We start from the raw sequence: 22,056 nt of genomic DNA, 5'->3' as shown, positions 1-22,056 counted from the left end.
CTGCTTTATGTGGGTGGGGGCTTGCCCCCGATAGCTGAGTGTCAGTCAGCACATCTGATTCTGATACACCGCAATCGGGGGCAAGCCCCCTCCCACATTGGATGTTCATCGTTTTTGAGATTTGTGTTCATTTACGGGCTAGCATTGGCCCACGGCTTCTTTCACTGTTTTGCTTCGGATAGCCCTCCATGACTGCCCATCGAATTGGTTTCCTGATTTGGCCCAGCACTAAAGCACTCACGCTTGCGCTGGCTGAGGAGGCCTTGCGCGTGGCCCAGCGGGTGCATCCGGAGGTGGTCTACGAGCTGTCGTTTCTGCTGGCGGAGCCGGCAACCGACGGTGCCTGGCAATTGCCGGGCGAGCCGTGGGCCGGCAAGTTGGAAGGCTTCCAAAAACTGTTCCTGCTGGCCGACGAGCCGCCCACCGTTATCGCATCCCAACTGAACGTCGCTCTCAAGCAACTGGTGCGCACCGGTTGCGTGATCGGTGGGTTGTCGGCCGGGGTTTATCCATTGGCCCAGCTCGGCCTGCTCGACGGCTACCGCGCCGCCGTGCATTGGCGCTGGCAGGACGATTTCGCCGAGCGATTCCCCAAGGTCATCGCCACCAGCCATTTGTTCGACTGGGATCGCGACCGCCTGACTGCCTGCGGCGGCATGTCGGTGCTCGACCTGCTGTTGGCGGTGTTGGCCCGTGATCACGGCGCCGAACTGGCCGGTGCGGTGTCGGAAGAGCTGGTGGTCGAGCGTATCCGCGAAGGCGGCGAGCGTCAGCGCATTCCGCTGCAAAACCGCCTGGGCTCCAGCCATCCGAAGCTGACCCAGGCAGTGCTGCTGATGGAAGCCAACATCGAAGAGCCGCTGACCACCGATGAAATCGCCCAGCATGTCTGCGTGTCACGACGACAACTGGAGCGCATCTTCAAGCAATACCTCAATCGCGTTCCCAGCCAGTACTACCTGGAACTGCGCCTGAACAAAGCGCGCCAGATGCTGATGCAAACCAGCAAATCGATCATCCAGATCGGCCTGTCCTGCGGCTTCTCCTCGGGGCCACACTTCTCCAGCGCCTACCGCAACTTCTTCGGCGCCACCCCGCGCGAAGACCGCAACCAGCGCCGCAGCAGCAGCCCGTTCGAGCTGTCCTCGGTGCCGGCCGAACGCGGCTGAAAACAACCTCACGTCTCCATCGGCTCCGGTGTTCCCGGCGGTAGCAGCGGCACGCCATGCTCGTCGAACATCGCCGCTTCCACGCCGAGTTCGTAGCCGGTCTGCTGATAATACTGGCGCAGCAACTCGATGCTCTCGTCCGACAATGGGTTGCCACTCAGATCGGAGTCGTCGTTAATCGGCAGAGGCATTTCCAGCAGATCGCTGGGCAGGTGCTCGATCAGGTTGTCGCTGGCATCCAGAATGCGCAGTCGCCCAAGGTTGAACACACCGATTGGCACTTCGGTCAGGCCACAGTTGTGCAGGTAAAGGGTGGTCAGGCGCTGCAGGTTGCGCACATCCGGTGTGATGCCCAGGGTGTTGTCGCTCAGGTCCAGATAGATGAGATTTTCCAGGCTGGCCAGTTGGCCCGCGCTCTGTGGGGTCAGGCGGATCATGTTTTCCGTCAGCGTCAGGTTACGCAGCGAATGCAAGGCGAACACCGGCGCGGGGATGTCGCCCAGAACATAGCGTTCGATCACCAGATGCTTGAGATTGGGGAAGCACCGCAACAGGCCGTCGACGCTTTGGCTGGTGCCTTCGCCGATCAATTCAAGCAAGGTGACGTGGCCGAAGTGGGCGCGCAGCGTCGGCAGCGGCCCGAGCAACTGGCCGTGAAACACCAGTTTGTAGGTGTGATACGGCGGGACGTTGCCCGCTTCATCCGGCTCGACTTCCCGGCGCCAGCAGCTTTCCAGCAGCGCTTTGAAGTGCATGCGTCGCAGTTGTTCTTCGGCGCGGGCACCCACGTCCAGTACCGTATCGAGCAGCGGATCGCGGGTGGGCACATTGAGTGCCCATTCCTGCAACTGGCTGCGCAGCTGTTCGTACTCTTGGCCCAGGCGCGTGATCTGGTGAGCGGCGCCATCGATGTCGCCAGGCAGATCGAAATAGATGCGTGCTTGTTCGGTGTCCGAGACGGCCGGATATAGCGCCCTGATCCGTTGCAGGTCCTCGGCGGGCGGAGTCGCCAGCCAGAACTCTCCGGTGGCCTGGTAGTAGGCTTTGATGCGGCGCAACGCTGGGCGCGACAGCGGGTTGGCGGACAGATCGACCCTGGCCGCTACGTTGACGGGCAGGTTAAAGGCTTGATCCGGCAGGTTCTCCAGGGCGTTGTGGCTCAGGTCCAGATAGGTGCGGGGCGGCAGCGACAGCAGGTCGGCGGGAATCTCGGTCAGGCCGGTATTGCTCAGTGACAGTCGGGTGAGCCGCGTCAGACGGCGAGTATCGGGAATATGTTCGAGGGGGTTGTCGCTCAAATCCAGCTGTTCCAGGTTGACCATCCCCGACAGTGCATTGGCGGCCAATGGGGTCAGGCGCAGCCGCGTGCGATTCAGGCTCAATTGGGTGAGCTGGCGCAGGTTGGTGATGCTCAAGGGCAGCGCGTCCAGGGAGTATTGCCGCACGGTCAGCCGTTTCAACGCGGGGAAAGCTTGCAGGAACGTTCCCAGGCGCAGCTCGGCACCGGCACCGTGCAGGCTGAGCGCTGTGACGTGGTCGAAGGTGGTATGCAGGCTTGGCAGTGTGCCGCTGACCGGTTTGCGCAGGGTCAGTTCATAGCCGGTGGTAAGGCCCTGATGCTGCGCATCAAGGGGGATTTCGCGGCGCCAGGCCGCCTCCACATCCTGCAGAAACAGGTTGCGGTAGGTGCGCTCGGCCGTGGACAGCAGGGGCGCGTCGGCCCAGTCCTGCATGTCGCCACGGATGCCCAGGTACTCAAGTTCGAGACGGGTCAGGGTGATCCTGCCGGCCTCCAGATTGCCAGGCAGGGCAAAAATGAAGCGATTGATTTCGTCGCTGCTGAAAGTGGGGTACAGCTGTTGGGCCAGGGCCACATCCGCCGGATCGGCGCTGATGCCCCAGTGCCTGGCGGTGCGTTGGAAATGCGCCTTGACCAGCTCCAGCGACGCGCGCGACAGCGGGTTTTCGGACAGGTCGAGCTTGTCGCTGATGCGCGCGGGCGCGTCGAACAGCTCGGCGGGCAGTGTCTGGATACGGTTGTGTGACAGCAGCGCCAGGGTCAGGTCCTGGCGAGTCAACAAGCCCGCAGGCAGCTCGGTGATGCCGGTGTAGTTGAGGTCAAGGTACTTCAGGTTCGGCATGTGCTCGACCGTGGGGGTGCGGCCCAGCGGGTTGTTGTACAGGTCCAGCGTGACCAGGCGGCTCAGAGCGCTGAGGCGGCCATGGGCTTCCTGGTTCAGACGCAATTGGCAGTCGCTGAGGATCAGCTCGTTGAGGTTGGGCATCGCGGCGATGGTTTCCGGAAGCCCCTCAAGCGCTAGGTGGCGAAGGGTCAGGTTGCGCAGCCGGGGAAACAGTTGCAGGAACGTATTGATCTGTAACGGCTGGCCGTCGCCGACCACCTCCAGGCGCGAGATGTGTTCCATGCGCGCCGACAGGCGCGGCAGTTCACCGATGATCGGCGCGGTCAGTTTGAGTACATGGCCGTTGCGCGACATGGCTTCGTAGTACTGATCCACCTCGGTTTCCTGGCGCCATGCGCGCCGGATTTCCGTGGCCCACAGCTCACGGTTGCGCCGCGCATAGTCATACTCGGCTTCACTCATTGGAGCTTCGCTGACCGCGCGAAAACGTGGGGTGCTGGACACCCACAGCGACAGGCCGACATCCAGCCTCATGTATTCATTTTTCAGCGTCACCAGGGTGGCCAATGCGCCGCCAGGTCGGCTCTCCAGGGTCTGTACCAGATCGCGTACCTGTTCGGCGGACAGCGTCGGCAGTAAGTCGTGGGCGCGTTGTTCGAGGGTCAACTCCTGGCTGGAGCCGGGTTGCGGCGCATCGGCGGGCCGATAGCCATCCATGCCGCCACGCAGGCGCATAAAGGCTGGGTTGTAGGGTGGCTTGATCAGCGGATCTGCGTGCAACAGTCGGCGCAAGGGTTCGCGCCCGAGTGCGTGGGCGGCAATCGCCTGCTTGAGCCGTTCGCCTTGGCCGATATGGATGTTCAGCGCATCGCGGCGGGCGTCCGGCAGGGCCTGGAGGAGGGCGGTGTAAAAGTCGCTGCTGCCAAAGAGCGCGTTCTGCTGATCATAGGGAACGTAGTCGCCTTCCACGGTGTGCACCAGGACGCGGCGCACTTCGGCATCCTCGGGACCGATGGCGTCAAGCAGCGTGCCGTTGACCTGGTAGCGGCGAACTTCCAGGCGCGTACTGGCCTGCCATCCCGGCAGGTTTTCCAGGGAGTGCAGGGCCAGCCTGGGGGTGTCTGGGCTGTCGCTGGCTTCCAGGTACAGGCCTTCGTAGGCGCGGGTGGTCCTGACTTGCAGTTGCGCCCAGTCGGCCAGTTCTCTCAAACGGTCGGGCACGGTGGCCCGGTCCAGGGCGCGCAGCTCGTCGCCGTCGGCACCGGCGAGGATTTCTTCGGCGACGCTGGTGGGCAGGCCGGGGTTCGGTGCGGCGTCGATGATGCGCTGCACGCGGGCATTGCGCGCGGTTTCCAGGCCGCGATAGTGGGCGTCGAACAGCGCAAAGCGCTTATCCCAGGCCAGCCGCGCGAGACGTTTGCGCCACGCGTTCGCACGGGTTTGCGCCGAAGACGGCGGCGTGCCGAATGGCTCCTCCAGCAGGCTTTTGCGCTCTGATTCATCCAGGCTTTCGATCAGCACCCGCAGCAGGTCGCCGTTCTCCAGTTGGGCCTGATGCACCTGCACCACGCTGGCCTCACCGTTGCGAGCAAACTCCCACAGGGTGTTGCCCTGAGGATCGAGGAATCGCAGGGTTCGGGTTTGCGGCCACGGTTCGTAGGTGACCACCAACTGCAGTTGGATACGCGGATCGGCCTGTCGATAGACCGCCGGGTCGTCGCTGTTCATCTGGGTGACGAAGTCTTGCAGGCGCTGGTCGAGGGTGAAGCGCTTGAGGCTGTCGGCCAGCAGCGGCGGCGGGGGCTGCTGGTTGATGTGCATGTGGCGCAGCAGGTTGTCGTGGGTGGCGCTGATGTCCTGGGCCTGTTGCAGGCGCGTATCGCTGAGGTTGTCGACCTGATGACCCAGGCGCCGCAGCAGGGTGGGCGTGTCCCAGCTCAGTGGGCGTTCCAGCTCGGTGAGCCAGGCGCCGTGGCCATTGGTCATGACGCTGGGGCGATAGGCATCGGCGCGCGTGGGATGCTCAAGGGTATGGCGCCCGGATGTCGCGTCGGTGCGCAACTGGTAGTACCCATCGCCAAGGCGCAGCACGGGCTTGCCGTGGTGCCAAAGGATGCCTTGTGCATCCGGGCGCAGGTCCTTGGGAATGCTCAGGTCATGGCGATAGGGTGTCAGGTCGGGCTTCCACAACCGGGTATCGCCGCTGGGCCTGGTGACCGGACTGAGCGCGTCGATAAAGCCCAACACATTGGCCGGCAGGGATGCGCGCAGCAGGTCGGCTGCAATGGGCAGGCCGACGCCGAACATCCCCAGTTGCACCAGTTGCTCGGAAAACGACAACGCGTGGCCAAGCGCCTCGCGCCTTTGGCCTTCGGCCCAGTCGACAATCCCCTCAAACGCGTCGTCGAGTAGTTGATAGGCGCTGTAGCCCAGTACCAACGCTCCCAGCGGCGGCACGAACGGCGTGGCAATAAACGCGAGGATTTGCAGCAACGTACTGCCGATCTTTTGCAGCACCGCCCAGCGTTCCCAGCGCGCTTGCTGATCGACACTGGCCGTGGACACCGCCTGGGTGCGCGCATCGTTGAGCAGTTTATTGAGCTTGACCTGATACAGGTGCTCAAACAGATCGCCGGCGATGGGCATCGGACGAAACTGCAGGTTCGGCCGGGCCACTGCGGTTTCGCGCCAGCTGGCGGTCGATTCGCCAGGGATGTGCGCATGCCAGGTGACCTGGGTAAGGCGTTGGTTGAGGTCGGCAAAGAACGTACCGAGGTCCTCGTGAGCGACAAAGCGGCTGAAAAAGCGCTGGTAATCCGGATCGCGCAATTGCTCGCACAGCGCGCGCATAAACGCCTGGCCGCTGGGGTAGTGCTTGATCGGGTGCTGCGGGTCATCCGGGATCCAGGCGATCACCGGCACCACGCTGCGGTTGGTCGCCAGATCGTCGGCGAACAGCACGATGCCGGCCAGTCGGGTGGACAGGATACTCAGCTCATACCGCAACAGAGGCTGGCAACCGTTAGCGCTGTGGGCTTGGCCATTGAGCAGGCCGATAACGCTGTCATAGCCACTCTGCGGCAGGTCTTGCTTGAGCAGGGCCATGTACAGCTCGCGTTTCAGGGCGCTCATGTGGCTGTGTTGAAGACGTTGCCGCAGGCGGGCCTGGGCCACGGCGTTATCCAGGTCAAGGTAGTCGCGCAGGTAGCGCTGATACGCCGCGCCGATGTCGAGCTGGCGACACAGCGCCGTGAATTGCGCGACTGTGATCTGCGCGGCCACCCCAGGCAGCGCTTCAAAGTGCCCGGCGGCCGTGGGGCGGGTGCTGAAGGTGGAGGCGCTGTCATAGGCGTCGACTGCGGTTTCGCTGGCTTCAAAGTTGTGCAGCGCCGCCTCGATCAGTGACACCGACCAGGTGCGCGCGGCGCCGGGTTTGACGGTGAACCCGGCGATTTTCAGCGGGATATAAAGCTGCAGCCAGGTGCGGCTCACGTCGATGCTCACGCCGTATTGCGCCTTGAGCGCCGCTTGCAGGCGCTCGGCGCCAAAGGCCTGGGGGCTTTTGAGCTGCGCCATGGCAGTGTCCACCGAGTTCTGGGCAATCCAGGCCTGGTCATTGAGGCGCTTGAGCGTCCGATGCTGCGCCGCGCTGGCATTTTTGTACCAGTTGGCGACGATCGATTCGGGCTGGGCCAGGCCGCTGCGTCTGTCGGGTGTGATGTCGGCCAGCCATGGGGGCAGGGCGTTTTTCAAGATGTCGTAGTGGGGAACGGAGGAGGCGGGGAGTTCAGTCACAAGGGCTCCAGGGCAAGGTCAAGAAGCCCTCAGCAAACCAGTTCGCGTCGTGCAGCCTGTGGTAGCCGGTTAGGGCTGCGCGAAATTTGCCGATGGGCCGTGATCGAACCTGCCCACGGAGCGGGCGCACGGTTTAAACTGCGCCATTGCGACGCTATATGTCGCATTGCCGTAAACCCGCGTAAAACCGGGGTTGGCGCTATAAGAAGTTGTCGCTTGGCGGCAAGGTCGCGCTGAAAACTGTCCTTACAATCCCTGCATCGCCCGCCAGTTCCAGGCAGGCGTTCCTCTTCAGGAGACTCCGATGTCCGTTGAGCAAGCCCCGGTGCAACGTGCCGATTTCGACCAGGTCATGGTTCCCAACTACGCACCTGCCGCGTTCATCCCTGTGCGTGGCAAAGGTTCCCGCGTCTGGGACCAGGCCGGTCGCGAGCTGATCGACTTTGCCGGCGGCATCGCGGTCAACGTATTGGGCCATGCCCACCCGGCACTGGTCGGCGCGTTGACCGAGCAGGCCAACAAGCTGTGGCATGTCTCCAACGTATTCACCAACGAGCCGGCCCTGCGCCTGGCCCATAAGCTGATCGACGCCACCTTTGCCGAGCGCGTGTTCTTCTGCAACTCCGGCGCCGAGGCCAACGAAGCCGCGTTCAAGCTGGCGCGCCGCGTGGCGTTCGACCGCTTCGGCAGCGAGAAGTACGAGATCATCGCGGCACTCAACAGCTTCCATGGCCGTACCCTGTTCACCGTCAACGTCGGTGGCCAATCCAAGTACTCCGATGGTTTCGGGCCTAAAATCACCGGCATCACCCACGTTCCTTATAACGACCTGGCCGCGCTGAAAGCCGCCGTTTCGGACAAGACCTGCGCCGTGGTGCTGGAACCGATCCAGGGCGAAGGCGGTGTGCTGCCGGCCGAGCTGGCCTACCTGCAAGGCGCCCGCGAGCTGTGCGATGCACACGATGCGCTGCTGGTGTTCGACGAAGTGCAGACCGGCATGGGCCGTAGCGGCCATCTGTTCGCCTACCAACATTACGGCGTGACCCCGGACATCCTCACCAGCGCCAAGAGCCTGGGCGGCGGTTTCCCGATCGCGGCGATGCTTACCACTGAAGCGCTGGCCAAGCACCTGGTGGTCGGCACCCACGGCACCACTTACGGCGGCAACCCGCTGGCATGTGCAGTGGCCGAAGCGGTGATCGACGTGATCAACACCCCTGAAGTGCTGGCGGGCGTGACGGCCAAGCACGCACTGTTCAAGGCGCGCCTGGAGCAGATCGGCAAGCAGTACGGCATTTTCACCGAAGTACGCGGCATGGGCCTGCTGATCGGTTGCGTATTGAGCGATGCATTCAAGGGCAAGGCCAAGGACGTGTTCAACGCAGCCGAAAAAGAAAACCTGATGATCCTGCAAGCCGGCCCCGACGTGGTGCGTTTCGCCCCGAGCCTGGTGGTGGACGAAGCAGACATCAACGAAGGCCTGGATCGTTTCGAGCGTGCGGTTAAAACGCTGACCCAAGCCTGATACACATCTGTCTGTCGGACCGGATCAAGTGTGGGAGGGGGCTTGCCCCCGATGGCGGTGTATCAGTCACAGATGTATCAACTGACAGACTGCTATCGGGGGCAAGCCCCCTCCCACACTGGAATATGCCCACTTGAAGATATGTGGTGTTCCTGACCTGTTCGGTATTTTTTTTCTGTGAGTTCTAGAGTTAAGGAGTGACACCATGCTGGTGATGCGCCCCGCGCAAATGGCTGACCTGGGCGAGGTACAGCGTCTGGCTGCGGACAGCCCGATTGGTGTCACCTCCTTGCCGGACGATGTGGAACGCCTGAGCGACAAGATCGCCGCGAGCGAAGCCTCCTTCGCGGCCGAGGTGAGTTTCAACGGTGAAGAAAGCTATTTCTTCGTGCTTGAAGACACCGAGACCGGCAAGCTCGTCGGGTGTTCGGCCATCGTCGCCTCGGCTGGCTATTCCGAGCCGTTCTATAGTTTTCGCAACGAGACCTTCGTGCACGCCTCCCGCGAGCTGAAGATCCACAACAAGATCCATGTGCTTTCCCAGTGCCACGACCTGACCGGTAATAGCCTGCTCACCAGTTTCTACGTGGTGCCGGAGCTGGTCGGCTCGCCGTGGTCGGAACTCAATTCCCGCGGGCGCCTGTTGTTTGTCGCCAGCCACCCGGAGCGCTTTGCCGATTCGGTGGTGACCGAGATCGTCGGCTACAGCGACGAGAACGGTGACTCGCCGTTCTGGGACGCCATCGGGCGCAACTTCTTCGACCTCAATTACGCCGCCGCCGAGCGCCTGTGCGGGCTCAAAAGCCGCACCTTCCTCGCCGAGCTGATGCCCCATTACCCGATCTACGTGCCGCTATTGCCGGACGAAGCCCAGGAAGCCATGGGCCAGGTACACCCGCGTGCGCAGATCACCTTCGACATCCTGATGCGCGAAGGCTTCGAGACCGACCATTACATCGACATCTTCGACGGCGGCCCGACGCTGCACGCGCGGGTCTCGGGCATCCGCTCGATTGCCCAGAGCCGCGTGGTGCCGGTGAAGATCGGTGAGATGGTCAAGGGGGCGGGCCGCCAGTACCTGGTGAGCAACGCACAGTTGCAGGATTACCGCGCGGTGATGCTGGAGCTGGACTACGCGCCCGGCAAACCGGTGACCCTGGACCTGGCCGCGGCCGAAGCCCTGGGTGTGGGTGAGGGCGCCAGTGTGCGTCTGGTCGCGGTTTAAAAGCAGAGTTTCGCGGGTGGCCCACGGCGGCCCGTTTGAGGAGATAGCATGATCGTTCGTCCCGTACGCAGCAGCGATTTACCGGCCCTGATTGATCTGGCGCGCAGCACCGGCACCGGCCTGACCACCTTGCCGGCCAACGAAGAGCGCCTGACCCACCGGGTGGGCTGGGCGGAAAAAACCTTTCGCGGCGAGGCCGGTCGCGGCGACGCCGACTACCTGTTCGTGCTGGAAAACGACGAAGGCCGCGTGGTGGGTATTTCCGCGATTGCCGGTGCCGTGGGCTTGCGCGAGCCCTGGTACAACTTCCGGGTGGGCCTGACCGTCAGCGCGTCCCAGGAGTTGAATATCTATCGCGAGATTCCGACGTTGTTCCTGGCCAACGACCTCACCGGCAACTCCGAGTTGTGCTCGCTGTTCCTGCACGCCGATTACCGCAACGGTCTTAACGGCCGCATGCTGGCCAAGGCGCGCCTGCTGTTTATCGCGGAGTTCCCGCAACTGTTCGGCAACAAGATCATTGCCGAGATGCGCGGCGTGTCCAACGAGGCCGGGCGCTCACCGTTCTGGGAAAGCCTGGGTCGACATTTCTTCAAGATGGAATTCAGCCAGGCCGACTACCTCACCGGCGTGGGCAACAAGGCATTTATCGCCGAGTTGATGCCGAAGTTTCCGCTGTATAGCTGCTTTTTGTCCGAAGACGCGCGCAACGTGATCGGCAAAGTCCATCCGGACACCGAGCCGGCGCTGAGCATGCTCAAGAGCGAAGGGTTCAGTTACCAGGGCTATGTCGATATTTTCGACGCCGGCCCGGCGGTGGAGTGCGAGACCACCAAGATTCGCGCGGTGCGTGACAGCCAGTCACTGGTGTTGGCCATCGGCACTCCGGGGGACGACGCCACGCCGTTCCTGATCCATAACCGCAAACGCGAAGATTGCCGCATCACCGCCGCGCCCGCACGCCTGGCCGCCGGCACGCTGGTGGTCGACCCGTTGACCGCCAAGCGCCTGCAATTGGTGGTCGGCGATCAAGTGCGTGCCGTACCGTTGTCCGCTGCTCGGGAGTCGAAATAATGAATTCGCTGTATATCGCAGGTAGCTGGCTGGCTGGCCAGGGTGAACTGTTCGAATCGCGCAACCCGGTGACCCAGCAAGTGCTGTGGGCCGGCAACGGTGCCACCGCCGAGCAAGTCGAGTCCGCCGTGCAGGCCGCACGCCAGGCGTTCCCGGCTTGGGCCCGGCGTACCTTGGAAGACCGCATCGCGGTGCTGGAAGCCTTTGCTGCCACCCTCAAGCGTCGCGCCGATGAAATCGCCCGCTGCATCGGCGAGGAAACCGGCAAGCCGTTGTGGGAAGCGGCGACAGAAGTCACCAGCATGGCCAACAAGATCGCCATCTCGGTGCAAAGCTACCGCGAACGCACCGGCGAGAAGAGCGGCCCGCTGGGCGACGCCACCGCTGTGCTGCGCCACAAGCCGCACGGCGTGGTGGCGGTATTCGGCCCGTATAACTTCCCCGGTCACTTGCCTAACGGGCATATCGTGCCGGCGTTGCTGGCGGGTAACACCGTGCTGTTCAAACCCAGCGAGCTGACGCCGAAAGTCGCCGAGCTGACCGTGCAATGCTGGATCGAAGCCGGGTTGCCGGCGGGCGTGTTGAACCTGCTGCAAGGCGCGCGGGAAACCGGAATCGCCTTGGCGGCCAATCCAGGCATCGACGGCTTGTTTTTCACCGGCTCCAGCCGTACCGGCAACCATCTGCACCAGCAGTTCTCCGGGCGCCCGGACAAAATCCTGGCCCTGGAGATGGGCGGCAACAACCCGCTGGTGGTCGATGAAGTGGCCGACGTGGACGCAGCGGTGTACACCATCATCCAATCGGCGTTTATTTCGGCCGGCCAGCGCTGCACCTGCGCCCGTCGCCTGTTGGTGCCGCAAGGCGCCTGGGGCGATGCGTTGCTGGCGCGGTTGGTGGCAGTCAGTTCGACCATTGAAGTCGGCGCGTTCGATCAGCAACCGGCGCCGTTCATGGGCTCGGTGATTTCCCTCGCCGCTGCCAAAGCCTTGATGGACGCCCAGGAGTTGATGCTGGCCAACGGTGCCGTGGCGCTGCTGGAAATGACCCAGCCCCAGGACCAGGCCGCCTTGCTGACCCCGGGCATCATCGACGTGACCGGCGTGGCCGAGCGCGAAGACGAAGAACTGTTTGGCCCGCTGCTGCAAGTGATCCGCTACAGCGATTTCGAAGCGGCGATAGCCGAGGCCAACAACACTCAGTTCGGCCTGGCCGCTGGCTTGTTGTCCGATTCCGAAGCGCGCTACCAGCAGTTCTGGCTGGAAAGCCGTGCCGGGATCGTCAACTGGAACAAACAGCTGACCGGCGCCGCCAGCACCGCGCCTTTTGGTGGGGTAGGGGCCTCAGGCAATCATCGCGCCAGTGCGTATTACGCGGCGGATTATTGCGCCTACCCGGTGGCATCGCTTGAGACCCCAAGCCTGGTGGTTCCGGCCACGCTAACCCCCGGCATTACGCTGATCTAAATGTGGGAGGGGGCGTGCTCCCGATGGCGGTGTGTCAGGCACCTGATTTATCAACTGACCAACTGCTATCGCAGGCAAGCCTTCTGCCACACTGGATTTGCGGTGTGTTGAAGACTTTTGATGCCTATAAAAACAGATGTTCGTGGAGCCTCGCCGATGAAATCCTATGAAGTCAATTTTGACGGTCTAGTGGGGCCGACCCATAACTACGGCGGTTTGTCCTACGGCAACGTCGCGTCCCAGAGCAACAGCCAGCAGTCTTCGAACCCGAAGGAAGCGGCGTTGCAGGGCCTGCAAAAAATGAAGGCCCTGATGGATATGGGTTTCGTGCAGGGCGTGCTGGCCCCCCAGGAACGTCCCGACGTGGCCGCATTGCGTAACCTCGGTTTCAGCGGCAGCGATGCCCAGGTGATCCAGCAGGCGGCCCAGCAAGCCATGCCGTTGCTGGTCGCCAGTTGCTCGGCGTCGAGTATGTGGGTGGCCAACGCCGCCACCGTCAGCCCCAGCGCCGACACCGCGGATGGCCGTGTGCATTTCACCGCCGCCAACCTCAACTGCAAATACCACCGCAGCATCGAGCACCCGACCACCAGCCGCGTGCTGGGCGCCATGTTTGCCGATCCGCAGCACTTCGCCCACCATGCCGCGTTGCCGGCGGTGGCGCAGTTCGGCGACGAAGGCGCGGCCAACCACACGCGTTTTTGCCGCGAATACGGCGAGGCGGGCGTGGAGTTTTTCGTGTTCGGCCGCAGTGCATTCGACACCCGCTACCCGGCACCGCAGAAGTACCCGGCGCGCCAGACCCTCGAAGCGTCCCAGGCTGTCGCCCGCCTGCACGGCCTGAAGGACGACGGCGTGGTCTACGGCCAGCAGAACCCGGCGGTGATCGACGCGGGGGTGTTTCACAACGACGTGATCGCGGTGGGCAACGGCGAGGTGCTGTTCTATCACGAGGATGCGTTCCTCAATACCGAACAGATGCTCGGCGAACTGCAAGCCAAGCTGGGCAAGCTGGGCGGCAATTTCCAGTCGGTGTGTGTACCGCGCGCCCTGGTCAGCGTCGAGGACGCGGTGCGTTCCTACCTGTTCAACAGCCAGTTGCTGACCCGCGCCGACGGCTCGATGCTGCTGATCGTGCCGGAAGAGTGTCGCGCCAACGAACGTGTCTGGCACTACTTGCAGGGCCTGACGGCCTCCGGTGGGTTGATCCGCGAAGTGAAAGTCTTCGACCTCAAGCAAAGCATGCAGAATGGCGGTGGCCCGGCGTGCCTGCGTCTGCGCGTGGCGTTGAACGAAACCGAACTGGCGGCGGTGAATCCAGGGGTTATCATGACCGCGCCGTTGTACGACACGCTGACCCAATGGGTCCACAAGCACTACCGCGACAGCCTGCGCGAATCCGACCTGGCTGATCCGCAATTGCTGCTTGAGTGCCGGACGGCACTGGATGAACTGACGCAAATCCTTAAACTGGGCGCGGTTTATCCTTTCCAGATCAATTAACGCCGCACGGCTGAGAGCATTTTATGAGCACCGACACCCTGAAACTGATCCTTGAAGACACCGACGGCACCCAGCTGGAAACTTCCTGCACCCGCGTTGCCGTGGTGTGGCAGGGCAAGGAGATCTGGATCCAGCACGACGGTCGCGGCCAACTGCTGATCGGTGTGGACGTCGAAGGAGGCGACGCCGAGTACGCCAACCTGCTGATGCGCCCATTGGCTACCAACCTGATGAGCCTGCAGCTGGAAATGGAGCCGGCCGACATGGAAGGTGATGATGACGATCACGTCCACGGTCCTGGCTGCAACCACTAAGGAAGCTTGCGTATGCTCGCCCTCGGCAAACTGCTTGAACTGACCCTCGCCGGTCGCGAACCGGCGCAAAAAATTCAACTGACTGTCGACGGCGTGCAGATGCGCTGGCTCAGCGAGGGCGCGCTGGAAGTGCGTCCGCCGCAAGCCTCGGACAATGGCAGCGACCTGCTGCTGTCGTCCGGCATCCATGGCAACGAAACCGCGCCGATCGAATTGCTCGACCGCCTGTTGCATGGCATCGCCCGTGGGGAGATCAAACCCCGCACCCGTATTCTGTTCCTGTTCGGCAACCCCGAGGCCATGCGCCGCGGCGAGCGTTACCTCGAACTGGACATCAACCGGCTGTTCAACGGCCGTCATGAAAACAACATCGGCCCCGAAGCCATGCGCGCCGCGGAGCTGGAACAACTGGCCCGTAGTTTTTTCAGCAAGCCCGAGCGTTCGCGCCTGCATTACGACCTGCACACCGCCATCCGTGGCTCGAAGATCGAGCAGTTCGCGCTGTACCCGTGGAAAGACGGGCGCCAGCATTCGCGACGCGAGCTGGAGCGGCTGCGTGCGGCCGGGATGGAAGCGGTGCTGCTGCAGAATAAAACGTCCATCACCTTCACGGCCTTCACCTACGAGCAACTGGACGCCGAGGCTTTCACCCTGGAATTGGGTAAGGCGCGGCCGTTCGGACAGAACCAGGGGGTGGACGTCTCACGCCTGGAGGCGCGCCTGACTCAGATCATCGAAGGCAGCGAGCCTGAGGCGGACAGCCTGGATGGGTTGAAACTGTTCGCCGTGTCGCGGGAAGTCATCAAGCACAGCGATGCGTTCCTGCTGCACTTGCCCGCAGACGTGGAAAACTTTTCTGAGTTGGAAAAGGGTTATCTGCTGGCCGAAGACGTGGCCAAGACCCGTTGGGTGATTGAGGAAGAGGGCGCGCGCATCATCTTCCCCAACCCGAAGGTGAAAAACGGTTTGCGGGCAGGGATATTGATTGTGCCGACCACGGACGTGGGCCTGGCATAGGCCTGGACCGAATGTGAGAGGGGGCTTGCCCCCGATAGCAGTGTGTCAGTCAGCTCATCTGGAGCTGAGACACCGCCATCGGGGGCAAGCCCCCTCCCATATTTTGTTTTGCAGTATTGCTTAGACTGCTACCGCCCGTGGCTCGCTGCGGCGGATCGCCCGCACTTTGTGCAGGGTGTCGGCGCACGTACGCGCGGCTTCCTGACCCTTGTGCACGAAGTGCTCATAGAAGAATGTGGTGTGTTCACTGCCGGCGTGGAAGTGATGCGGGGTCAGGGACACCGAGAACACCGGCACTTCGGTTTCCAGCTGCACCTGCATCAGGCCGCTGACCACCGATTGGGCAACGAATTCGTGGCGGTAGATGCCGCCGTCCACCACCAACGCGGCGGCAACGATGCCCGCGTAGCGACCGGTCTTGGCCAGCAGTTTGGCGTGCAGGGGCATTTCAAAGGCACCGCCGACTTCGAAAAAGTCGATGTCCGATTCCTGGTAGCCCTGGGCGATCATTTCGGCGAGAAAGCCCTTACGGCTCTGGTCGACAATATCCTTGTGCCAGCAAGCTTGGATAAACGCGACGCGCTCGCCGTGATGGTTTTTGCTTTTGCTGTCGATAGCGGTGGGTTGCATGTTCTGACTCCTGTTTAAGAAAAAAACAGGGCGTTATGAATCGAATGGGATTTCAAGGGTATGCAACGCGTGGGCATGCGGGCATGCGGTCAACGTGCGGCCCTTGGGTGCCAATCCCGTTCTCTCTTCATCCGGACTATGACCGTCGGCCCCGGGATCACACCGGGTCTGCTGACCTTGCCGCCGGCCTGCGTAAGCAGTCCAAGGCGCCAAGCGCTCGCGGGCTATACACATTGCGTGTAATTACCGCCGGTGGGGAATTACACCCCGCCCTGAGAACGTTGCCGCCAGAACCCTGGCGGCGCAGAGTTTTTAACACGGTTTTTCAGAAACTGCACGGACGTCGTATCGATTAGCTATATCGGTTTGTTTGGTTGGTATTCGATTGAATGCACACGGGGCTTGATATTGCGCGGCTTTGCCCGCAGTAATCGTCAATACAACAAAACGCCCCACCTGCCCGAGGCCAGTTAGATGACCGTGATAGACCTTCGCAGCGACACCGTGACCCAACCCACCTCCGGCATGCGCGATGCCATGGCCAGCGCCGCCAGCGGCGACGACGTCTACGGCGAAGACCCCAGCGTCAATCGCCTGGAAGCCGAACTGGCCCAACGCCTGGGGTTTGCCGCCGCGTTGTTCGTGCCCACCGGCACCATGAGTAACCTGCTGGCGCTGATGGCCCACTGCGAACGCGGCGAGGAATACATCGTCGGGCAGCAGGCCCACACCTACAAATACGAAGGCGGCGGCGCGGCGGTGCTGGGCTCGATCCAGCCACAGCCGCTGGAGGTGCAGGCGGACGGCTCCCTGGCTCTGGACCAAGTGCTGGCGGCCATCAAACCAGACGACTTTCACTTCGCCCGCACCCGCTTGCTGGCCCTGGAAAACACCATGCAGGGCAAAGTGCTGCCCATGGAGTACCTGGCCAAGGCGCGAGCGTTTACCCGTGAGCATGACCTGGCCCTGCATCTGGATGGCGCGCGTCTCTACAATGCCGCGGTCAAGCTGGGGGTGGATGCGCGGGAGATCGCCCAGCATTTCGATTCGGTGTCGGTGTGCCTGTCCAAGGGCCTCGGCGCACCGGTGGGCTCGGTGTTGTGCGGGTCTACCGCACTGATCGCCAAGGCGCGCCGTTTGCGCAAGATGGTGGGCGGCGGCATGCGTCAGGCCGGTTCACTGGCGGCGGCAGGCCTGTATGCCCTGGATCATCAGGTGCAGCGCCTGGCCGAAGACCACGCCAATGCCCAGTGGCTAGGGGATGAACTGCGCAAGGCCGGTTACAGCGTAGAGCCGGTGCAGACCAACATGGTCTATGTGCAGGTGGGCGATCAGGCCCAGGCATTGAAGGCGTTTGCCGCCGAGCGCGGGATCAAGTTGAGCGCGGCGCCTCGCCTGCGCATGGTCACCCATTTGGATGTGAATCGGGCGCAGATGGCACAGGTGCTGGAAACATTCGTCGAATATTCGCGTAAATGAAGGTGCAGACCGTCTAATTGAACCTCTCTATCGCATAAACACGCTGTACCACCGGCAAAGGGCCGATATAATGCGGCCCTTTGCCGTCGCTCCGTCTGATGATGTTGCGCACTGGCCTTTGGCCGCAGCCTCCGTGGAAGAACCTAATGAAAAGCGCAGAAATCCGTGAAGCCTTCCTTCGCTTCTTCGAAGAGCAAGGTCACACCCGTGTCTCCTCCAGCTCCTTGATCCCAGGCAATGACCCTACCCTGCTGTTCACTAACGCGGGGATGAACCAGTTCAAGGACTGCTTCCTGGGCCAGGAAAAGCGCGCCTACACCCGCGCGGTCAGCAGCCAGAAGTGCGTGCGCGCCGGTGGTAAGCACAACGACCTGGAAAACGTCGGCTACACCGCCCGTCACCACACCTTTTTCGAAATGCTCGGCAACTTCAGCTTTGGCGATTATTTCAAGCAAGACGCGATCAACTTCGCCTGGACCTTTCTGACCGGCGTGCTGAAACTGCCGAAGGAAAAACTCTGGGTCACCGTCTACGCCAGTGATGACGAGGCGTACGACATCTGGACCAAACAAGTGGGCGTGCCGGCCGAGCGCATGGTGCGTATCGGCGACAACAAAGGCGCACCGTACGCGTCCGACAACTTCTGGACCATGGGCGATACCGGCCCATGCGGCCCTTGCACCGAGATTTTCTACGACCACGGCGCCGATATCTGGGGTGGCCCGCCGGGCTCGCCGGAAGAAGACGGCGACCGTTACATCGAGATCTGGAACAACGTTTTCATGCAGTTCAACCGCACCGCCGATGGCGTGTTGCATCCGCTGCCGGCACCGTCGGTGGACACCGGCATGGGCCTGGAGCGGATCAGTGCGGTGATGCAGCACGTTCATTCCAACTACGAAATCGATCTGTTCCAGAGCCTGCTGGCAGCGGCCGCCAAGGCCATCGGTTGCAGCAATGACGACCAAGCCTCGCTCAAAGTGGTGGCCGACCACATCCGTTCCTGCGGCTTCCTGATCGCCGACGGCGTACTGCCGTCCAACGAAGGCCGTGGCTATGTGCTGCGTCGCATCATTCGTCGCGCTTGCCGTCACGGTAACAAGCTGGGCGCCAATGGCAGCTTCTTCTACCAGATCGTCGCGGCCCTGGTCGCCGAGATGGGCGATGCCTTCCCGGAACTCAAGCAGAACCAGGCGCACATCGAGCGCGTGCTCAAGGCCGAAGAAGAACAGTTCGCCAAAACCCTGGAACAGGGCCTGAAGATCCTTGAACAGGACCTGGCCAACCTGTCGGGCAACGTGGTGCCGGGCGATGTGGTGTTCAAGCTCTACGACACTTACGGCTTCCCGATGGACCTGACCGGCGACATCGCCCGCGAGCGCAACCTGACCCTCGACGAGGAAGGTTTCGAGCGCGAGATGGAAGCCCAGCGCGTGCGCGCACGCTCGGCCAGTTCCTTCGGCATGGACTACAACAGCCTGGTCAAGGTGGATGTGGCCACCGAGTTCACCGGCTACAAGGCCACCAGCGGCTCGGCCAAAGTGGTCGCGCTGTACAAGGAAGGCCAGTCGGTTGACGTGTTGAACGAAGGCGACGAGGGCGTCGTGGTGCTGGATCAGACCCCGTTCTATGCCGAATCCGGCGGTCAGATCGGCGACTGTGGTTTCGTCAAATCCAGCTCCGGTCGTTTCGACGTACGTGATACCACCAAGACCGGCGGCGCCTTCCTGCACCACGGTGTGCTGGCCTCAGGCAGTCTGACCGTAGGCTCCCCGGTGGACACCCAGGTAGACGCCGACGTGCGCCACGCCACGTCGCTGAACCACTCGGCCACCCACTTGCTGCACGCCGCCCTGCGCCGGGTGCTGGGCGAACACGTTCAGCAGAAAGGTTCGTTGGTCGACAGTCAGCGCCTGCGTTTCGACTTCAGCCACTTCGAAGCGATCAAGCCAGAGCAGATCAAGGCGCTGGAAGACATCGTCAACGCTGAGATCCGCAAGAACACCCCGGTGGAAACCGTCGAGACCGATATCGAGACGGCCAAGGCCAAGGGCGCCATGGCATTGTTCGGCGAGAAGTACGGCGACAGCGTGCGCGTGCTGAGCATGGGCGGCGATTTCTCGGTGGAACTATGTGGCGGTATCCACGCCAACCGTACCGGCGACATTGCCTTGCTCAAGATCATCAGCGAAGGTGGCGTGGCGTCCGGTGTGCGTCGTATCGAAGCGGTGACCGGCGCTGCGGCCCTGGCATACCTGAACGCGGCGGAAGAACAACTCAAGGAAGCGGCCAGCCTGGTCAAGGGCAGCCGCGACAACCTGATCGACAAGCTGTCCGCTGTCCTGGAGCGCAACCGTGCCCTGGAGAAACAGCTGGAACAGTTGCAAGCCAAGGCTGCCAGCGCAGCGGGCGACGATCTGTCGGCCTCGGCCGTTGACGTCAAGGACGTGAAAGTCCTGGCCGCACGCCTGGACGGTCAGGACGGCAAGGCGTTGTTGGCCCTGGTCGATCAGTTGAAAAACAAGCTCGGCCGCGCAGTGATCCTGCTCGGCGGTGTCCATGAGGAAAAGGTCGTACTGGTTGCCGGTGTAACCAAAGACCTGACTGGCCAACTCAAAGCCGGTGATTTGATGAAGCAAGCTGCTGCGGCAGTGGGCGGGAAGGGTGGTGGTCGTCCGGACATGGCGCAAGGCGGTGGTGTAGACGCCGGTGCCCTGGATGCGGCCCTGGCCCTGACCGTGCCGTTTGTCGAGGCTGGCATTTAAGGCATTGTTTATCGGCCCGTGGTCTAGTCGCGGGCCTGATCAGTGCTGGTTGATTGGATATTTAGGCGCCCCTTTACGGGCTGAGGCGGCTGGAAATGGCTTTGATCGTACAGAAATTTGGAGGCACCTCGGTCGGCTCTGTCGAAAGAATCGAGCAGGTGGCCGACAAAGTTAAGAAATTCCGCGACGCTGGCGACGACCTGGTGGTGGTGCTGTCGGCCATGAGCGGCGAGACCAATCGCCTGATCGATCTGGCCAAGGCAATCAGTGGCGACCAGCAACCGTTGCCGCGCGAGCTGGATGTAATCGTGTCCACCGGCGAACAGGTGACCATTGCCCTGCTGGCCATGGCCCTGAACAAACGCGGCGTGCTGGCTGTGTCCTACACAGGCAGCCAAGTGCGCATCCTCACCGACAGCGCTCATACCAAGGCGCGTATCCTGCAGATCGACGATCAGAAAATTCGCGCTGATCTGAAAGCCGGGCGTGTGGTAGTTGTAGCGGGCTTCCAGGGTGTGGACGAGCAGGGCAACATCACCACCCTTGGCCGTGGCGGTTCGGACACCACGGGTGTGGCGCTGGCGGCAGCTCTCAAGGCTGATGAATGCCAGATCTACACCGATGTGGATGGCGTCTACACCACGGACCCGCGTGTGGTGTCCGTCGCGCAGCGCCTGGACAAGATCACCTTTGAAGAGATGCTGGAAATGGCCAGTCTCGGTTCCAAGGTGTTGCAAATCCGCGCGGTGGAGTTCGCCGGCAAGTACAACGTTCCGCTGCGCGTATTGCACAGCTTCAAAGAGGGGCCGGGCACCCTCATTACTATTGATGAAGAGGAATCCATGGAACAGCCGATCATTTCCGGCATCGCTTTCAACCGCGATGAAGCCAAGCTGACGATCCGTGGCGTGCCAGACACCCCGGGCGTGGCGTTCAAGATCCTGGGCCCTATCAGTGGCGCAAACATTGAAGTCGACATGATCGTGCAGAACGTTTCGCACGATAACACTACCGATTTCACCTTCACCGTGCACCGCAACGAATACGATGCGGCTGAGCGTATTCTGCAGAACACTGCAAAAGAAATCGGCGCCCGTGAAGTGGTGGGTGACACCAAGATTGCCAAGGTCTCCATCGTGGGCGTGGGCATGCGTTCCCACGCCGGTGTTGCCAGCCGCATGTTCGAAGCCCTGGCCAAGGAAAGCATCAACATCCAGATGATCTCCACCTCTGAAATCAAAGTCTCGGTGGTGATCGAAGAGAAGTACCTGGAACTGGCTGTACGCGCGCTGCATACCGCTTTTGAGCTGGACGCTCCGGCCCGACAGGGCGAGTGACGTAATGCCAGAAAGGCGCGGTTTACCGCGCCTTTCATTTTTTTGTGGGCTGCGTGTGTAGGACCTGTTCTTTTGCGCGCGCTCGACAATACTTAGGCGGGTAGGGCTATGGCTTTCGGGTTGTAGGTCGAAGGCCTTTTTTTTGCAGACTGTTGTTCCTGAACTGAAATGCGTGAGGAGAAAGGCATGCTGATTCTGACTCGTCGTTGCGCAGAAAGCCTGATTATCGGTGATGGAGAAATCACCGTGACCGTGCTCGGCGTTAAAGGCAATCAAGTGCGTATCGGGGTTAACGCTCCGAAAGAGGTAGCGGTCCACCGCGAGGAAATTTACCTGCGGATCAAGAAAGAGAAGGACGAAGAACCAAGCCTTTAATTTTTATCGTTTTTTATGTTTGCAAACGGGGATGAACGTGGTTAATATACGCCCCGTGTTGCGGAGAGCTGGCCGAGTGGCCGAAGGCGCTCCCCTGCTAAGGGAGTACACCTCAAAAGGGTGTCGGGGGTTCGAATCCCCCGTTCTCCGCCATTATTTGCTTAGTACGTTGCAATCTGGATTTATCGGTAAGTTGTTGAAATTAATCGAAAAAATCGCTTTACATAGAGATTGAACG

The 22,056-nt window shown here is 61.9% G+C and carries 14 protein-coding genes, 1 tRNA gene and 1 riboswitch; of the genes, 13 read left to right on the top strand and 2 right to left on the bottom strand.

Annotation, left to right across the window (positions count from 1 at the left end; all coding sequences use genetic code 11):
* The first annotated feature begins 188 nt into the window (after positions 1 to 188).
* On the top strand, positions 189 to 1,169 hold the full coding sequence (gene argR, locus FIV35_RS22390; RefSeq protein WP_034139054.1) for a transcriptional regulator ArgR: 981 nt from the start codon (positions 189 to 191) through the stop codon (positions 1,167 to 1,169).
* A gap of 8 nt (positions 1,170 to 1,177) precedes the next feature.
* Here the strand turns inward: argR and FIV35_RS22385 are convergent, their stop codons facing one another.
* On the bottom strand, positions 1,178 to 7,108 hold the full coding sequence (locus FIV35_RS22385) for a dermonecrotic toxin domain-containing protein (RefSeq protein ID WP_034139053.1): 5,931 nt from the start codon (positions 7,106 to 7,108) through the stop codon (positions 1,178 to 1,180).
* A gap of 304 nt (positions 7,109 to 7,412) precedes the next feature.
* Between FIV35_RS22385 and FIV35_RS22380 the strand changes: the two genes are divergently transcribed.
* The 7 genes from FIV35_RS22380 (at position 7,413) to astE (ending at position 15,232) form a co-directional block, all read left to right on the top strand.
* Positions 7,413 to 8,633, top strand: coding sequence for an aspartate aminotransferase family protein (locus FIV35_RS22380; RefSeq protein ID WP_034099940.1), 1,221 nt, complete (start codon positions 7,413 to 7,415; stop codon positions 8,631 to 8,633).
* Positions 8,634 to 8,838: 205 nt separating this feature from the next.
* On the top strand, positions 8,839 to 9,858 hold the full coding sequence (aruF, locus tag FIV35_RS22375) for an arginine/ornithine succinyltransferase subunit alpha (RefSeq protein WP_034099938.1): 1,020 nt from the start codon (positions 8,839 to 8,841) through the stop codon (positions 9,856 to 9,858).
* A gap of 48 nt (positions 9,859 to 9,906) precedes the next feature.
* Entirely contained in the window at positions 9,907 to 10,932 is a 1,026-nt protein-coding gene (gene astA / locus FIV35_RS22370; protein ID WP_034139052.1) for an arginine N-succinyltransferase, read from the top strand.
* Positions 10,929 to 12,398 (top strand): succinylglutamate-semialdehyde dehydrogenase, encoded by a 1,470-nt coding sequence (gene astD, locus FIV35_RS22365; protein WP_162276714.1) that lies wholly within the window; start codon positions 10,929 to 10,931, stop codon positions 12,396 to 12,398. The genes astA and astD overlap by 4 nt, the downstream gene beginning before the upstream one ends.
* 156 nt (positions 12,399 to 12,554) lie before the next feature.
* A complete protein-coding gene (gene astB / locus FIV35_RS22360; RefSeq protein WP_034099933.1) occupies positions 12,555 to 13,901 on the top strand; it encodes an N-succinylarginine dihydrolase in 1,347 nt (448 codons plus the stop codon).
* 23 nt (positions 13,902 to 13,924) lie between these two features.
* Positions 13,925 to 14,215 carry a hypothetical protein gene (locus FIV35_RS22355; RefSeq protein WP_034139050.1) on the top strand — a complete coding sequence of 97 codons (291 nt, stop codon included), beginning with the start codon at positions 13,925 to 13,927 and terminating at the stop codon, positions 14,213 to 14,215.
* 12 nt (positions 14,216 to 14,227) lie between these two features.
* The gene (gene astE, locus FIV35_RS22350; protein WP_034139049.1) at positions 14,228 to 15,232 is read left to right on the top strand and encodes a succinylglutamate desuccinylase; all 1,005 of its coding nucleotides are present in this window, start codon (positions 14,228 to 14,230) and stop codon (positions 15,230 to 15,232) included.
* Positions 15,233 to 15,352: 120 nt separating this feature from the next.
* Here astE and FIV35_RS22345 read toward each other — a convergent pair whose 3' ends face one another.
* Positions 15,353 to 15,862: a 6,7-dimethyl-8-ribityllumazine synthase gene (locus FIV35_RS22345; protein WP_003193604.1), complete on the bottom strand. Its 510-nt coding sequence runs from the start codon at positions 15,860 to 15,862 to the stop codon at positions 15,353 to 15,355.
* 114 nt (positions 15,863 to 15,976) lie between these two features.
* Positions 15,977 to 16,146: riboswitch (FMN riboswitch) on the bottom strand.
* A 190-nt stretch (positions 16,147 to 16,336) separates the two neighbouring features.
* On the opposite strand from FIV35_RS22345, the gene ltaE reads away from it, so the two are divergent.
* From ltaE to FIV35_RS22320, 5 genes are all read left to right on the top strand, one after another.
* Complete coding sequence (ltaE, locus tag FIV35_RS22340) at positions 16,337 to 17,341, top strand: low-specificity L-threonine aldolase (RefSeq protein ID WP_034139048.1); 1,005 nt, start codon at positions 16,337 to 16,339, stop codon at positions 17,339 to 17,341.
* A 146-nt stretch (positions 17,342 to 17,487) separates the two neighbouring features.
* Complete coding sequence (gene alaS, locus FIV35_RS22335; protein ID WP_034139047.1) at positions 17,488 to 20,106, top strand: alanine--tRNA ligase; 2,619 nt, start codon at positions 17,488 to 17,490, stop codon at positions 20,104 to 20,106.
* A 95-nt stretch (positions 20,107 to 20,201) separates the two neighbouring features.
* Entirely contained in the window at positions 20,202 to 21,443 is a 1,242-nt protein-coding gene (locus FIV35_RS22330) for an aspartate kinase (protein WP_034139046.1), read from the top strand.
* Positions 21,444 to 21,629: 186 nt separating this feature from the next.
* Entirely contained in the window at positions 21,630 to 21,818 is a 189-nt protein-coding gene (gene csrA, locus FIV35_RS22325) for a carbon storage regulator CsrA (protein WP_003175645.1), read from the top strand.
* Between the two features lie 62 nt (positions 21,819 to 21,880).
* Positions 21,881 to 21,971: transfer RNA gene (locus FIV35_RS22320), tRNA-Ser, on the top strand.
* Positions 21,972 to 22,056: the final 85 nt, after the last annotated feature.

The organism is Pseudomonas rhodesiae (genome assembly GCF_007858255.1).
GTDB lineage: Bacteria > Pseudomonadota > Gammaproteobacteria > Pseudomonadales > Pseudomonadaceae > Aquipseudomonas > Aquipseudomonas rhodesiae.
The sequence above is the reverse complement of the archived record's forward strand: the minus strand, read 5'-3'. Positions and strand labels throughout refer to the sequence as shown.

Excerpts from the sequence above, each read along its gene's own strand:
- astA (WP_034139052.1), top strand. The coding sequence starts at position 9,907 with ATGATCGTTCGTCCCGTACGCAGCAGCGATTTACCGGCCCTGATTGAT.
- aruF (WP_034099938.1), top strand. The coding sequence starts at position 8,839 with ATGCTGGTGATGCGCCCCGCGCAAATGGCTGACCTGGGCGAGGTACAG.
- FIV35_RS22380 (WP_034099940.1), top strand. The coding sequence starts at position 7,413 with ATGTCCGTTGAGCAAGCCCCGGTGCAACGTGCCGATTTCGACCAGGTC.
- astE (WP_034139049.1), top strand. The coding sequence starts at position 14,228 with ATGCTCGCCCTCGGCAAACTGCTTGAACTGACCCTCGCCGGTCGCGAA.
- FIV35_RS22330 (WP_034139046.1), top strand. The coding sequence starts at position 20,202 with ATGGCTTTGATCGTACAGAAATTTGGAGGCACCTCGGTCGGCTCTGTC.
- argR (WP_034139054.1), top strand. The coding sequence starts at position 189 with ATGACTGCCCATCGAATTGGTTTCCTGATTTGGCCCAGCACTAAAGCA.
- FIV35_RS22345 (WP_003193604.1), bottom strand. The coding sequence starts at position 15,862 with ATGCAACCCACCGCTATCGACAGCAAAAGCAAAAACCATCACGGCGAG.
- ltaE (WP_034139048.1), top strand. The coding sequence starts at position 16,337 with ATGACCGTGATAGACCTTCGCAGCGACACCGTGACCCAACCCACCTCC.
- csrA (WP_003175645.1), top strand. The coding sequence starts at position 21,630 with ATGCTGATTCTGACTCGTCGTTGCGCAGAAAGCCTGATTATCGGTGAT.
- astB (WP_034099933.1), top strand. The coding sequence starts at position 12,555 with ATGAAATCCTATGAAGTCAATTTTGACGGTCTAGTGGGGCCGACCCAT.
- alaS (WP_034139047.1), top strand. The coding sequence starts at position 17,488 with ATGAAAAGCGCAGAAATCCGTGAAGCCTTCCTTCGCTTCTTCGAAGAG.
- FIV35_RS22355 (WP_034139050.1), top strand. The coding sequence starts at position 13,925 with ATGAGCACCGACACCCTGAAACTGATCCTTGAAGACACCGACGGCACC.